Source organism: Rathayibacter tanaceti, assembly GCF_001634385.1.
In the GTDB taxonomy this organism is placed as follows: domain Bacteria; phylum Actinomycetota; class Actinomycetes; order Actinomycetales; family Microbacteriaceae; genus Rathayibacter; species Rathayibacter tanaceti.
The window spans coordinates 1-13,411 of the sequence record NZ_LIIN01000087.1 but is presented as its reverse complement, the minus strand read 5'-3'; the positions used below and the strand labels follow the sequence as shown (position 1 = coordinate 13,411).

The following is a 13,411-nucleotide window of genomic DNA, read 5'->3' as shown; positions in this document are numbered from 1 at the left end:
CCGTCGTCACCTCCGCGCTGCGGCGCGCGGGAGCGGCCTGGCCGGGCCTGGTGCTGCGGGTGGGGACGAGTGCTGCGACGACGCTGCCGGCCCTCGGCGGGGCGCTGCGCTCGGCGCGCTCCGCGATGCTGCTGCCCGGCGCGCCCGGCGACGATGCTCCGGTGCGCGTCAACGACTCGGGCGACGTGACCTCGGCGGTGCAGCTGCTGAGTGCGGTGCCCGACCACCTCCGCTCGGTGTTCGTTGACCTTGTGCTCGGCCGGCTGATCGAGCACGACGCGCGCTACAACTCCCAGCTCGTCGCGACGCTCACCGCGTTCCTCGACTGCGGAGGCTCCTGGGTGCGCACGGCGGAGCAGACCCACCTGCACCTCAACACGGTGCGCTATCGCATCGCGCGGGTGGAGGAGCTGACCCTGCGCGACCTCTCGGACACGGCCGACCGGGCCGACCTGTTCCTGGCGCTGCGGCTGCGCTGACACCCGGCGATCGGCAGGAGCCGGTGCGATCTGCAGCCGATGACGCGCTCAGCCGAGCCGTACTAGCCCGGAGCAGCGACCCGCCGCCCCTGCACGTGCACCGCCGCTATCGCGGGCTCGCGCAGAGTCATCAGCACCGCGAAGAGCAGCTGCGCAGCCGCCTCTTCCTCGTCATCGGCGCGGATGCCGTGCGCGAGCACGTCGGCGAGCGGCTCCCAGAGGCGCGGCTCGATGCGCACGAAGTCCGCGTCCTTGCCGAGATCGAAGTTGCCGAACCGCGCCTCCTGGTTGAGCGCCCGCGCCCCGGCGAGCGTCGCCGTGAACAGCAGCTCGGCCGGGTGCAGCGCGATCGCCGCATCGCCCGGCTCCGACAGATGCACCTTGAACGCGTCGTTGGCGACGCGCGGGAGCAGCCACTCGTCACCGGCGCCGATGTCGCTGCCGAGCGCGATGGTCACCCCGGAGGCGGCCGTCCGCCGCCAGGGCATCGTGCCGGAGCCGAGGAACTGCTGCGACGTGGGGCAGTGCGCGATCGAGGTGCCGGTCTCGGCCATCCGGTGCAGCTCCGCGTCCTGGCAGTGCACCGCGTGGGCGAGGATCGTGCGCGGGCCGAGCAGAGAGGACCCGCCGCGCGCGGATCCGGGCAGGAAGAGCCCGTCGTAGGTGTCGAGGTAGCTGCGGGTGCCGTAGGAGCCGAGCACGGCCGCGATCTCGCCGTCTCCTGGGCGGTCGTTCTCGTTCAGATGGCTGTGCACGTACACACCGCTCGCGCGCACATCGTCGTAGAGGTCGCCGAGTGCGGCGAGCAGCGAGGGCGTCACCGAGAGCGAGAAGCGCGGAACGATCGCGACCTGGAGCAGAGACGTCGTCGCCTCGCCGGTGTCGACCGTGTGCCAGCGCGTGATCTCGTCACTGACCAGCGCGAGCGCGTCTTCCTCCGAGGTGAGCAGTCCCCGGGCGGAGGCGGGCCCGACGGTCTGGATCCCCCGTCCCGAGACGATCCGCAGGCCCGCTTCACGGGTCCGCTCGAAGAGGGCGTCCTGCGCGGCGGGGAACGCCGACCCGAAGACCATCGCGGCGGTGGTGCCCGCCCGCACGCGCCGACGGGTGAAGGCGCGGGCGACGACGTCCGCGAAGTCCGGATCCGCGAGGCGCGTCTCCGCAGGGAACACGGTGCGGTCGAGCCACTCGAGCAGCTGACCGCCTCCGAAGCCGTCCGACGAGAACGTCTGCGGGAAGTGCACGTGGGTGTCCACGAAGCCGGGCAGGAGGATCGCCGACGCGTCGCCCGTGACCGGCCACGAGGCGTACTCGCCCGGCAGGTCGCGGTGCGCGCCGACCCAGGCCACGGTGCCGGCGTCGTCGACGACGAGCGCCGCGTCCGGAATCGACACCAGCGACTCCGCGGCGGTCGCGAGCGTGGCCCGCCCGGCGATGTGCAGGACGTGGCCGCGGTGGACGCTCCGGCGCGGACTCACACCAGCCCCGTGTAGGCGGTCCAGGCCGGCCCTGCGGGAGGGGCGTCGTCGCGCGTGACGCTCGCCTGGATCAGCCCGTACGGGCGGTCGGCGGCGTGGAAGACCTCGTTGTCGTTCTCGACGCCGAATGGTGAGAGGTCGTAGACGAAGTGGTGCTTGTTGGGGGCGGAGAGGCGGATCTCGACGATCTGCGGGTACTCCTCCAGCACCGCCTTCCCCATCTCGAAGAGCGTCTGCTGCAGGGCGAGCGAGTGCACGGTCGCGAAACGGCTCACCATCAGCGCCTTCACGCCCGCGTAGAGCGCCTCCCAGTCCATCGCCGCGATCTCCTCCTCCGACAGCGCGAAGCGCCACGTGGCGACGAGGGAGGTGGCCATCACCCGGTCGTTCGTGGGCTGGAGAACGGTGTACGGGTCGGTCAGGAAGCCGTGGAACTCGGAGCCGGTGGACTTGAGGATCGTGAGGTCCTTGAAGCCGCCGGTGATCCAGACCTGCCGCTGGTCTCCCGTGCCCTCGACGGTGACCGAGGCGGTCCGGGTCTCCTGACCCTTCCTGACCCAGGTGTGATCGTGCTCGCGGCCGTCCACGAGCACACGCTCCCAGGCGAACTCCTCGATCTCGATCCGTGCGCCGTGCACCGGCGAGTAGCCGTCGACGAAGTGGCGGGCGAGCTCGAGGCCGTACGGCTCGATCGAGCGCAGACCCTTCTCCTTGGCGAAGGAGTAGGCGGTCTGCTTCTGCGTGTCGGTGGGCAGGACCGCCGACTGGTCGCCCTCGCGGTGCGCGGCCTCGAAGTCGCCGCGGAGAGCGGTGGAGACGTTGACGTCGTGGATCTCGTGCCGTGGGGTCTCGCGGTAGATCCGCACGACCCGGTTCTCGGCCTTCCCGTACTGGTGGTCTCCGAGGATGATCGACATGTCCGCTCCTGTCCGTTGGTGAGTGCCGCGTGGCGCCCGGTCGTGGATCGGGGCCCGCGAGCCCGTCTGCCAGCCTCCCGCTCCTCGGTGCGGGACCGCCTCGGCGGAGCCGCCAGAATCTCGGCCGACGCCCCGTCGAGTCTTGTGCGATCGGTCCGCCGTGCGCTCACGACCCGCCCCCGTTCACACACCCGAAACCTGCCGGGAACACCCCGCGCGCCACCGCCTGCGGCGACTCCCACGGCCGTGTGCTCGTCGCCCGAGGCGTCCTGCGGGAGGAGGCGGCGTCAGGGCCGGGTGAGGAGGCGGCCGGTGGGCGGCGCTGTCTCGGGGGCGACCCGTCGGCCACCGACCCAGGTGGCGGCGACGGCGCCGCGGAGGACGCGTCCGTCGTAGGCCGAGACGGGGTTCTTGTGCGCGAGCACGTCGACGTCGACCCGCCACTGCGCCTCCGGATCGAAGGCGACGAGATCGGCGTCGGACCCTGCGTGCAGCAGGCCCTTCTGCCCCAGGCCGACGAAGGCGGCTGTGCCCGTCGACATCCACGCGACGACCTGTTCGAGCGGGATCCCCCGCTCGTGCGCCCCGGTCCAGACGGCGCGGAGGCTCAGCTCGAGCCCCGAGATGCCGCCCCAGGCGATGCCGAAGTCGCCGCCCGCGGCGAACTTGAGCTCGGCGGTCGCGGGCGAGTGGTCCGAAGCGATGATGTCGATCGTCCCGTCGAGCAGGCCTTTCCAGAGCAGCTCGCGGTTGCGCTCGTCGCGGATCGGCGGGCAGCACTTGTACTGCGTCCCTCCGTCGGGGATCGAGCCGGCGTCGAAGGTGAGGTAGTGCGGGCAGGTCTCGGCGGTGATCGGCAGCCCCTCGGCCTTCGCCTCGCGCACCAGCGGTAGGGCCTCGGCGGAGGAGAGGTGCAGGATGTGCGCCCGGCACCCGGTCGCGCGGACCGACTCGATCACGTGCGCGATGGCGCTGCTCTCGGAGGCGGGCGGCCGCGAGTCGACGAAGGCGCCGTAGGAGGTGCCCGGCTCGTTCGCGCTCGCCTCCAGCTCGGCCGGGTCCTCCGCGTGCACGATCAGCAGTCCGTCGAAGGAGGCGATCTCGCGCATCGCCTCGGTGAGCTGGTCCCGGCTCAGGTGCGGAAACTCGTCGACTCCGCTCGGCGAGAGGAAGCACTTGAAGCCGAAGACGCCCGCGTCGTGCAGCTCGCGGAGGGTGCCGAGGTTCGACGGGATCGCTCCACCCCAGAAGCCGACGTCGATCTGCGCCTGCGGGCCGGCGGCGGCGCGCTTGGCCTCGAGACCGGCGACGGTGGTGGTCGGCGGGATCGAGTTCAGCGGCATGTCGATGAGGGTGGTCACGCCTCCTGCGGCGGCGGCGCGGGTCGCGGAGGCGAACCCCTCCCACTCGGTCCGGCCCGGCTCGTTCACGTGCACGTGCGTGTCCACGATGCCCGGCATCAGCACCTGGCCCTCGGGCAGGACGACCTCCTCGGAGGTCCGCCACGGTGCGTCGACCTCGCCGACCGCGACGATCAGTCCCTCGGCGATGGCCACGCTGGCGGGTCGCCGGCCGTTCTCGGTGAGCACGTCGGAGGCGCGGATCACGAGGTCGAGGAAAGGAGCGTCGTCAGGCATGGATCGACCCTATACTCGGCATGTTTCCTGCGTGTGAGCCTCCGCCCGCGGCTGCGCAGGCCGGTCCCGGCAGACCCGCCGCCGCCGCCGTGCGACCGAGAAGAGGAGGCCGCCGTGCTCGAACTCGCCCACGCTGTGCTCGAGCGCGTCGAGGCCGGCGGCAGAGTTGCGGTCGTCACCGTCACCCACGTCTTCGGCTCCGCCCCTCGTGCGCTCGGCTCGTCGATGGCGGTCGATCCCGAGGGGCGGGCGATCGGCTCCATCTCGGGCGGCTGCGTCGAAGCCCAGGCGTACGCGCTGGCTCAGGAGGTACTCGGCACGTCGGTCGCTTCCGGCGAGCACTTCGGCTTCGACGACGAGGCGGCGTTCGCCGCTGGGCTCTCCTGCGGGGGCCAGCTGCGCGTCTTCGGCCAGATCGTCGACTCCGGATCGACCGCGGTGCTCGCCGAGCTGCGTGCCGCCCGGGCCGGCCGCTCGGCCGCGCTGGCGATCGTCGTCGGCGGGCCCTCGGCGCTCGTCGGTCTGGTGCTCACGGGAGCGACCCGGGCGCAGGATGTGCTGGGCCCGCAGCTCGACGAGGACACGGTGCGGCGGATCCTGGCAGAGCGCCAGGCGCGTCTGGTCTCCGGCCGCTCGGCGACGGTCGAGATCGACTGTCAGGGAGTGGAGCTCGAGGTCTCGTTCGTCGTGCACGCGGAGAAGCCGCGGCTGCTGATCTTCGGTGCGGTCGACTTCTCGGCCGCTCTCTGCTCGGCGGGGGCGCTACTGGGCTACCGGGTGAGTGTCTGCGATGCACGCCCGGTGTTCGCGACGTCGGAACGCTTCCCGGGCGCCGACGAGATCGTCGTCGGCTGGCCCTCGGACTACCTCGTGTCGACTCCGGTCGATGCGCGCACGGTGATCGCGGTGCTCACCCACGACGAGAAGTTCGACATCCCGCTGCTCGAGACCGCGCTGACCCTCCCGGTCGCCTACGTCGGCGCGATGGGGTCGCGGCGCACGCACGAGCGCCGGCTGCGGCTGCTGCGCGAGGCGGGGGTGGCGGAGGACGCGCTCGCCCGCCTGCACTCGCCGATCGGGCTGGACATCGGCGCCTCGACGCCGGAGGAGACGGCGGTGTCGATCCTGGCGGAGGTGCTCGCCGCGCGGACGGGAGCCTCGGGGGAGCCGCTCGCGGGCCGCTCGGGTCCGATCCACGCGGCGCACTGACTGCACGGAGAACGGGTGAGGGGGTAACGGCCGCGAAACACCCCGCTGCCATGCTCGACACATGCAGCGCCACGTCATCACCGGAGCCCACGTCGCCACGGTCGACGCAGCGGGCACCGAGCATCCCTCCGGCCATGTCGTCGTCGACGACTCCCGCATCGTCGCGGTCGGCGCCGGGGCCCCGCCGGCCTGGGCGCTCGACGGCCGTGCCCCCACCGGCCTGCCCGCGCAGGAGCCCGTCTCGCTCGCCAGAGTCGACGGCCGCGGCCACCTGCTCACCCCGGGTCTGGTCAACACGCACCACCACCTCTACCAGTGGCTCACCCGCGGCTGGGCGCAGGACTCCATCCTCTTCGACTGGCTCGTCGCCCTCTATCCCGCGTGGTCGCGGATCGACGCCGACCTGACCCGCACCGCCGCGCTCGGCGCGATCGGGGTGCTGGCCCGCTCCGGCTGCACGACGGTGGCCGACCACCACTACGTCTTCCCGCGCGGCTCGGGCGACATCGTCGGCGGGATCGTCGACGCAGCCGGCACCGTGGGGCTCCGGCTGCACGCGACCCGCGGCTCGATGGACCTCGGGGCGTCCCGGGGCGGCCTGCCGCCCGACTTCGCCGTCGAGACGACAGCGGCGGCTCTGGAGGCGAGCGCCGCGGCCGTCGAGCGATACCACGATCCGTCACCGGGGTCGATGGTGCAGGTCGCGATCGCACCGTGCTCGCCGTTCTCGGTGACCGCCGATCTCCTGCGGGAGTCGGCCGTGCTCGCCCGACAGCTCGGGGTGCGCCTGCACACCCACGGCTCCGAGACGCTCGAGGAGGACGCCTACACGCGCGAGGCGTTCGGCCTCTCGCCCACCGACTACCTCGACTCGCTCGGTTGGCTCGGCGACGACGTCTGGATGGCGCACTGCGTGCACCTCGACGCGGCCGCGATCGCGCGGTTCGCTGCCACGGGCACCGGAGTCGCGCACTGCCCGTCCTCGAACGGCCGCCTCGCCGCCGGGATCGCGCCGATCCCTCAGCTGCTGGCCGCAGGGGCTCCCGTGGGCCTCGGCGTCGACGGCGCCGCGTCGAACGAATCCGGGCAGCTCGGCTCCGAGATCCGCGCCGCTGTGCTGATGAACCGCCTCCGCGCCGGCGCCGACCGGATGAGCGCGCGCCAGGCCCTCTCCGTCGCGACGATCGGAGGCGCCCGTGTGCTCGGGAGGCAGGACGAGATCGGCTCGATCGAGACGGGGAAGCTGGCCGATCTCGCGCTCTGGCGGATCGACGGCATCGAGCACGCGGGCATCGCCGATCCGGTCGCCGCGCTGGCGCTCGGCGCGCAGCCCCCGCTGACCCTGCTGCTCGTGCACGGTCGGCCGGCGGTGGTGGAGGGCCGGCTGGTCACCGCAGACGAGGATGCGATCGCCAGAGACGTCGCCCTGGCCAGCGCGGAGCTCGCCTCCCGCGCCTGACGACGACCCTGCCGTCAGCCCTGAGGAGCCTCGGCCTCGACGGTCGCGACGGGTGCGGCCTCCGGGTGCAGGAGCCGCCAGATGCGGTCGCGAGACAGCGGCAGCTCGGTGGGCCGCACGCCGATCGCATCGCGGACGGCGTTCGCGAGCGCGGGCGCAACGGGGTTGTAGGGCGCCTCGCTCATCGACTTCGCGCCGAATGGGCCGAGTTCGTCGGCAGTGTCGGCGAAGTACACCTCGGTCTCGGGCACGTCCGCCATCTGCGGGAGGTGGTAATTCCGGAGGATCGCCGTGGTGACCGTGCCCTCGCCGTCGAGGAGCACCTCCTCGTAGAGCGCCGAGCCGATGGCCTGCGCGACTCCGCCCTCGACCTGCCCGCGGCACTGCGCCGGATTGATCACGAAGCCGGCGTCGGCCGACTGCACCGACTGGAGGATCCGCACCTCGCCCGTCGGCTCGTGAACGGCGACGCGGAAGCCCTGCACGTTGAAGGCGAGTGAGCGTCGGGCGCCGTCCTCGCTCCCGGTCGCGGTGACGGGCCCGCCGGCCGCTCGCACCAGGTCGGCGAACTCGACCCGGGTGCCGTCGGCCGCGAGCAGTCCCTCGTCGTCGGGCTCGAAGGTCTCGTCGTGGCCGGTCAGGCGCTTCGCCAGAGCGCGCAACTCGGCGAGGAGGCGGGTCGCGGCCGAGTACACGGCCTTGCCCGCCACGACCGTGCCCGCGCTGCCGAACGCCCCGGTGTCGTAGCGCGCGGCGGCCGTGTCCGACTGCTGGATCCGCACCCGCTCGGCGGAGGCTCCGAACGCGCTCGCGACCAGCTGCGTGTGCACCGTGGTGGTGCCGTTGCCGAACTCCGCGGTGCCGACTCCGACGGTGAGGAGCCCGTCGGCATCGACCGTGACCGTCGCCTCCGAGAAATGGCCGCGCGGGGGGATCGTCGCGATCATCGCGACAGCCATTCCCCGCCCCGTGCTCCAGCCGGGTCCGCTCGGAGCGGCGGCGCCGGTGCCGCGGGCGAGCGCCGCCTCGGTGAGGTCGAGGCACTGGTCCAGCCCGTAGGAGCCGAAGCCGATGTCGTCACCCTCGACGTGGGTGACGACGAGCGGCTCACCGGGCCGGACCGCATTGATCCGTCGCAGCTCGAACGGGTCGATGCGGAGCTCCCGGGCGAGGTCGTCCATCGCGGACTCGATCCCGAAGATCACCTGCCCGAGCCCGTAGCCGCGGAACGCTCCCGAGGGCAGGTTGTTGGTGTAGACCGCCTGCGCGTCGACGCGTTTGTTCGGTGCGCTGTACACGGCGACCGACTCCGAGGTGCCGTGGAACATCACCCCGGGGCCGTGATTGCCGTAGGCCCCGGTGTCCGAAAGCACGTCGACAGCGAGCGCGGTGAGCCTGCCGTCGCGCCGCGCGCCCAGGGTCACATCGACTCGCATCGGGTGGCGGCAGGGCGCCATCGTGAACTCGTCGCTCCGGGTGAACTCGAACTGCACGGGACGCCCGGTCGCGAGGACGGCGAGCGCGACCACGTCCTCGGTCAGGATCTCCTGCTTGCCGCCGAAGCCGCCGCCGACCCGGGCGGTGAAGACACGGACACTCGCGGGGTCGCGGTCGAACAGCCGCGCGATCTCGTCACGCACCAGGAAGGGGACCTGGGTCGAGGTCCGCAGCACCAACTCGTCGCCCTCGAGCCAGCCGATCGTCCCGTGGGTCTCGAGTGCCGCGTGCGCGACCCGGGAGGTCGAGTAGCGGCCCTCGACGACCACGTCGGCCTCCGCGAGCGCGGCGGTCACGTCTCCGTACTCGCCGTGCAGCTCGGCGACCACGTTCGCCTCCGGCCGCGCGATCCGCGACGCGATCGCGTCCTTGTCGGCGTGCAGGAGGGGAGCGCCGGGCGAGCGCGCCTCCTCCGGATCGAGGACCGCAGGCAGCACCTCGTAGTCGATGTCGATCGCGCGGCACGCGGCCTCGGCCTGCGCCACCGACTCGGCGACCACGACGGCGACCCGCTGCCCGCGGAACCGCACCACGGTGTCGAGGATCCGCGTGTCGTCGGGGTCGTCCAGCCGCGACTCGTGCCGGGCCGTCGAGAACAGGACGTCGGGGACGTCGGCGGCGGTCAGCACCGCGACGACCCCGGGGAGGGCGCGGGCCGCGGACGTGTCGATCGTGCGCAGGCGCGCGTGGGCGTGCGGACTCTGCAGCACCCTGAGGTGCAGGAGCCCGGGCACTGCGACGTCGAGGGTGAACGGCTCGCGACCCTGCACGATCCGGCGGCCGGCCGGAGCGCCGAGCGAGCGGCCGACCCTCGACTCGTCGGCTGTGGGGCGCCCGGTGCGGCGGACGGCGGTGAGCCCGGAGACGGGTGCCGTCTGCGCGGCCGTCGAGCACGAGCGGCCCACCGCCTCCCGGATCGGCCGGTACCCGGTACACCGGCAGAGGTTGCCCTTCATCAGCCGGGGGACGTCCTCGGCCCGCACCCCCTCGAGGGCCGTGGCCGTCACCACCATGCCCGCCGTGCAGAACCCGCACTGGAACGCGCCCGACTCCACGAACGCCTCCTGCACTGCGCTGAGCTCGTCGGTGGTACCCAGACCGGCGGCCGTGGTCACCTCGCGGCCCTCGAGGCGGTGGGCGGGGTAGAGGCACGAGTGGAACGGCGTTCCGTCGACCAGGACCGAGCAGGCCCCGCAGTCGCCTGCGTCGCAGCCCTTCTTGACCTCGAAGTGCTCGTGGTCGCGCAGAAGCGTGCGCAGCACCTGGCCGGGGCGGGGGGAGGCGTCGACCGGCTCCCCGTTGACGGTGAATCTCACGGCGTTCCTCTCGAGAGCTCGGTGCGGATCTCCTCGGCCAGCACGCGCACGACGGCGTGCCGCCAGTCGGCGGCGCCGTGCGGGTCGGTGAACCAGCTCGCGATGCCGTCGATCGCCTCGCCGAGCTCGTCCTCGGTGGGGACGGAATCGAAGCGGAGCAGCTCCGGTCGCACCGTCGCGGCCGTCACCGTCAGCACGAACGCGCCGTCGGCGTCCAGGCGCCCGATCACCACCGCGCCGGAGCGGCCGAGCGGCGAGAGCGCCGTCTTGCGGAACGCCGTGCGGGCGTCGAGCGCCGCGCGGGGGAACTCGATCGAGCGGATCACGTCGCCGTGCGCGAGGGTCGTGCTCATGTTCCCGGTGACCAGCTCGGCCACCGGCACGAGCAGGTCGGAGCCGTCGGCCCGCCAGACGAGCGCGGAGGCGTCGAGCGCGGCGGCCAGGCTGATCATCGGTCCCGCGGGGAGGGCGTTGGCGATGTTGCCGCCGACCGTCGCGACGTTCCAGATCTTGAACGAGCCGAGCAGGGCCGTGCAGCACTGGAAGAACAGCGGATGCGCGGACTCGCCCGCGTCCGGCATCGCGGCCAGCTCGCTCAGGGTGCAGGTCGCGGCGAGGGAGAGCCCGTCCGCCGTTCGCACGACCGGCTCCCAGCCGAACCCCTGCAGATCGAGCAGCTCGTCGAGGTGGTCGTGCGGGAGCGAGAAGACCCAGGACCCGCCGCCGATGACCGCCGTGCGCGGCCCCATCGCCGCAAGCTCGGCCCGCTCGCGCACGACGCGGACGCGCTGGATCGTGTTCAGGTCCATGCCGCGCCTCTCCTTGCGCACCCGTCGCACGCCTCCCCAGTGAACCCCACACATGTGACACGCGTGTTTCCCACCGCCGTACCGCGCACTCGCCGCACCGCACCGCAGCAGGATCACCGCCCGCTCGACCCGGGCGCCGGCTCCGCGTTCCAGCGGATCCGTCCGGGCGCCGGCTCCCCGCCCTGCGAGAAGCGCCGCCTCGACAGGCCGACCGCGTCGAGCCCGACAGAAGCGGGTCCAGGAGCCGCGCCGAACCCGCTCACCCCAGCGCCGCCACCCACTCCGAGCTGCCGTCCACGAACGACTGCTCCTTCCAGATCGGCACAGAGGCCTTGATGCGTCGACCAGCGCGGCGCACGCCTCGAACGCCGCCGCCCGGTGCGCCGACGCGACCGCGCACGCCAGCGCCAGGTCGCCCACGACCAGGTCGCCCACCCGGTGCACCGCGGCGATGCGCCACCTCGGGCCAGCGCTCGCAGACGCGGCGGGCGGAGGCGAGCAGAGCGGCCGGCGCGTCCGGATGCGCCTCGTACGAGAGCCGCAGCACCCCGCGGCCCTCGTCGTGGTCGCGGACCACGCCCGCGAAGGTCACGATCGCGCCGTGCCCGGGGGAGTCGACGGCGTGCTCGCACTCGTCGACCGTGATCGCCTCGGCGGAGAGGCGCGCGAGGGCGACCGGATCAGCGGGCATGGTCGCCGCCTCCGAGCTGGTCGAGCAGATGCCCGATCACCGGGTCGAGCACGACGATCCCGTCGCGCACACCGCCCGGCGACCGGGCAGGTTCACCACGACGCTGCGTCCGCTGACGCCCGCCAGCCCGCGGCTGAGCACAGCGGTCGGCACGTGAGCCGCTCCCCGGGCGGCGCACCGCGTCGGCGAGGCCGGGGAGGGGCCGCTCCAGGAGGGGCGCCGTCTGCTCCGGAGTGACGTCGCTCGGCGCGACGCCCGTCCCGCCCGTGGTGATCACCACGTCGATCCCGCTGCCGATCGCATCGGCGACGGCCTCGCCCACCGCGTCCCCGTCGGCGACGACGACCACCCGCGACTCCCAGCCGCGGCTCTCGAACCAGGCGCGCAGGACGGGCCCGGTGCGGTCCTCGTAGACGCCCGAGGCGGCCCGCGTGGAGGCGACGACCGCCACGGCGCGCCGTGCGTCGCCGCTCATTCGCTCGTCCACGACCCGCTCCTCCCGCCCGCCTTCGCGAGCACCCGGACACCCGTGATCACCGCGGCCCGGTCGACCGCCTTGATCATGTCGTAGACGGTGAGCGCCGCGACGCTGACCGCGGTGAGCGCCTCCATCTCGACCCCGGTGCGTCCGCTGGTGCGCACGCGCGCCTCGATGCGCACCCGGTCCTCCTGCGGCTCCAGGTCGATGTCGACCCCATCGAGCGCGAGCGGGTGGCAGAGCGGGATGAGCGTCGACGTGGCCTTGGCGCCGAGGATCCCGGCGATCCGCGCGACTCCCAGCGCCTCGCCCTTGGGCAGCTCGCCCTGGGCGAGCAGCCGCACCACCTCTGCGCGAGCCTCGACGTACCCCTCGGCGACGGCCGTGCGCGCGGTCACCTCCTTCGCGCTGACGTCCACCATGTGCACCGCGCCATCGCCGCGCACGTGCGTGAGCTCACTGCCCTCAGTCATCGATCCTCCAGATCTCGACCGTGTCGCCGGCCGCTGCGTGGTCCGTCCCGACGGGGACGTGGATGAGCACCGTCGAACGCGCGTACGACGCCAGCAGGTGCGAGCTCGGGCCGCCGACCGGGTGCACGAGACCTTCGTCGTCGAGGACACCGCGCCTGATCTGGTGCAGGTGGGCGGGCGAGTCGAGCGCCGCGGCCAGCCGTGCGCGCAGCCGCGGGCGCTCGGCGGGAACCCGGCCCGCCAGCGAGCGCAGCACCGGTCGGAGGAACACCTCGAACGAGACCAGCGCGCTCACGGGGTTGCCCGGGAGCGAGACGACCGGCAGGTGCAGTCCCTCCGCCGCGCGCACCACGCCGAGGCCCTGCGGTCCGCCCGGCTGCATCTCGACGTGGCCGAACTCCGACCCGGCCGGCCGAGCGCGTCGCGGACGACCTCGTAGGCGCCTGCGCTGACTCCGCCGACCGTGATCACCAGGTCGGCCCCGGCCGCGTGCTCCTCGAGGAGGGCGAGCAGGTCCTGCGGCTGGTCGCTCGTGCACGCGGCGACGATCGGCAGCGCTCCGGCCTCGCGCAGCGCCTCGGCCAGCAGTGCGCCGTTGGCGTCGTGGATCTGCGCCTCCTCGAGCAGCGCCCCCGCCGGCCGGATCTCGTTGCCGGTCGGCACGACGAGCACTCTCAGGCGGGGCAGCACCTCGACCTCGGTCAGTCCGAGTGACGCGAGCAGGCCGTAGTGCGCCGAGCGGAGGACCGTCCCGGCCGGGAGGGCGAGCTCGCCCGCGCGGGCGTCGCTGCCGCGGGTGCGCACGAACGTCGAGGCCGCCACCGGCTGCGTGAACGCGACGCGATCCTCTGCCGGGAACCGCGGCGGATCGACGCGCTCGACCGGCACGACCGCGTCTGCTCCGGCGGGCAGCGGCGAGCCGGTCATGATCGGAGTCGCGGTGCCGGGCTCATGCCGCGGCGCGCGGG

At 73.3% G+C, this 13,411-nt stretch carries 12 protein-coding genes and 1 pseudogene; 3 read left to right on the top strand and 10 right to left on the bottom strand.

Annotation, left to right across the window (positions count from 1 at the left end):
- The coding region (locus ACH61_RS10880; RefSeq protein WP_161489655.1) for a PucR family transcriptional regulator at positions 1 to 479 on the top strand (479 nt) is incomplete at its 5' end.
- Between the two features lie 62 nt (positions 480 to 541).
- On the opposite strand, the gene ACH61_RS10875 is transcribed toward ACH61_RS10880, so the two are convergent.
- The 3 genes from ACH61_RS10875 to allB all read right to left on the bottom strand — a co-directional run bounded on the left by ACH61_RS10875 (position 542) and on the right by allB (position 4,511).
- Positions 542 to 1,957: an amidohydrolase family protein gene (locus ACH61_RS10875; RefSeq protein WP_068212013.1), complete on the bottom strand. Its 1,416-nt coding sequence runs from the start codon at positions 1,955 to 1,957 to the stop codon at positions 542 to 544.
- Positions 1,954 to 2,874, bottom strand: coding sequence for a factor-independent urate hydroxylase (gene pucL / locus ACH61_RS10870; RefSeq protein WP_068212011.1), 921 nt, complete (start codon positions 2,872 to 2,874; stop codon positions 1,954 to 1,956). The genes ACH61_RS10875 and pucL overlap by 4 nt, the downstream gene beginning before the upstream one ends.
- 287 nt (positions 2,875 to 3,161) lie before the next feature.
- Positions 3,162 to 4,511 carry an allantoinase AllB gene (allB, locus tag ACH61_RS10865; RefSeq protein ID WP_068212009.1) on the bottom strand — a complete coding sequence of 450 codons (1,350 nt, stop codon included), beginning with the start codon at positions 4,509 to 4,511 and terminating at the stop codon, positions 3,162 to 3,164.
- Between the two features lie 114 nt (positions 4,512 to 4,625).
- Between allB and ACH61_RS10860 the strand changes: the two genes are divergently transcribed.
- Both ACH61_RS10860 and ACH61_RS10855 read left to right on the top strand, forming a co-directional pair.
- Positions 4,626 to 5,720, top strand: coding sequence for an XdhC family protein (locus ACH61_RS10860; RefSeq protein ID WP_068212007.1), 1,095 nt, complete (start codon positions 4,626 to 4,628; stop codon positions 5,718 to 5,720).
- A 61-nt stretch (positions 5,721 to 5,781) separates the two neighbouring features.
- Positions 5,782 to 7,179 carry an 8-oxoguanine deaminase gene (locus ACH61_RS10855; RefSeq protein ID WP_068212005.1) on the top strand — a complete coding sequence of 466 codons (1,398 nt, stop codon included), beginning with the start codon at positions 5,782 to 5,784 and terminating at the stop codon, positions 7,177 to 7,179.
- 14 nt (positions 7,180 to 7,193) lie between these two features.
- Here ACH61_RS10855 and ACH61_RS10850 read toward each other — a convergent pair whose 3' ends face one another.
- From ACH61_RS10850 to ACH61_RS10820, 7 genes and pseudogenes are all read right to left on the bottom strand, one after another.
- Positions 7,194 to 9,992, bottom strand: coding sequence for a molybdopterin-dependent oxidoreductase (locus ACH61_RS10850; protein ID WP_068212001.1), 2,799 nt, complete (start codon positions 9,990 to 9,992; stop codon positions 7,194 to 7,196).
- A complete protein-coding gene (locus ACH61_RS10845; RefSeq protein ID WP_068212000.1) occupies positions 9,989 to 10,801 on the bottom strand; it encodes an FAD binding domain-containing protein in 813 nt (270 codons plus the stop codon). The genes ACH61_RS10850 and ACH61_RS10845 overlap by 4 nt, the downstream gene beginning before the upstream one ends.
- Positions 10,802 to 11,330: 529 nt before the next feature.
- Positions 11,331 to 11,492, bottom strand: a pseudogene (locus ACH61_RS19080) (molybdenum cofactor biosynthesis protein MoaE); the annotation flags it as partial.
- Positions 11,482 to 11,979 (bottom strand): MogA/MoaB family molybdenum cofactor biosynthesis protein, encoded by a 498-nt coding sequence (locus ACH61_RS10835; protein ID WP_330220157.1) that lies wholly within the window; start codon positions 11,977 to 11,979, stop codon positions 11,482 to 11,484. The gene ACH61_RS10835 and the pseudogene ACH61_RS19080, both read right to left, overlap by 11 nt.
- Entirely contained in the window at positions 11,964 to 12,443 is a 480-nt protein-coding gene (moaC, locus tag ACH61_RS10830) for a cyclic pyranopterin monophosphate synthase MoaC (RefSeq protein ID WP_068211998.1), read from the bottom strand. The genes ACH61_RS10835 and moaC overlap by 16 nt, the downstream gene beginning before the upstream one ends.
- On the bottom strand, positions 12,436 to 12,795 hold the full coding sequence (locus tag ACH61_RS10825) for a MoeA family protein (protein WP_068211997.1): 360 nt from the start codon (positions 12,793 to 12,795) through the stop codon (positions 12,436 to 12,438). The genes moaC and ACH61_RS10825 overlap by 8 nt, the downstream gene beginning before the upstream one ends.
- A partial coding sequence (locus ACH61_RS10820) for a molybdopterin-binding protein (protein ID WP_236713641.1) occupies positions 12,735 to 13,411 on the bottom strand: 677 nt, incomplete at its 5' end. The genes ACH61_RS10825 and ACH61_RS10820, both read right to left, overlap by 61 nt.

Coding starts and splice junctions, on each gene's coding strand:
- pucL (WP_068212011.1), bottom strand. CDS start 2,874: ATGTCGATCATCCTCGGAGACCACCAGTACGGGAAGGCCGAGAACCGG.
- moaC (WP_068211998.1), bottom strand. CDS start 12,443: ATGACTGAGGGCAGTGAGCTCACGCACGTGCGCGGCGATGGCGCGGTG.
- ACH61_RS10845 (WP_068212000.1), bottom strand. CDS start 10,801: ATGGACCTGAACACGATCCAGCGCGTCCGCGTCGTGCGCGAGCGGGCC.
- allB (WP_068212009.1), bottom strand. CDS start 4,511: ATGCCTGACGACGCTCCTTTCCTCGACCTCGTGATCCGCGCCTCCGAC.
- ACH61_RS10855 (WP_068212005.1), top strand. CDS start 5,782: ATGCAGCGCCACGTCATCACCGGAGCCCACGTCGCCACGGTCGACGCA.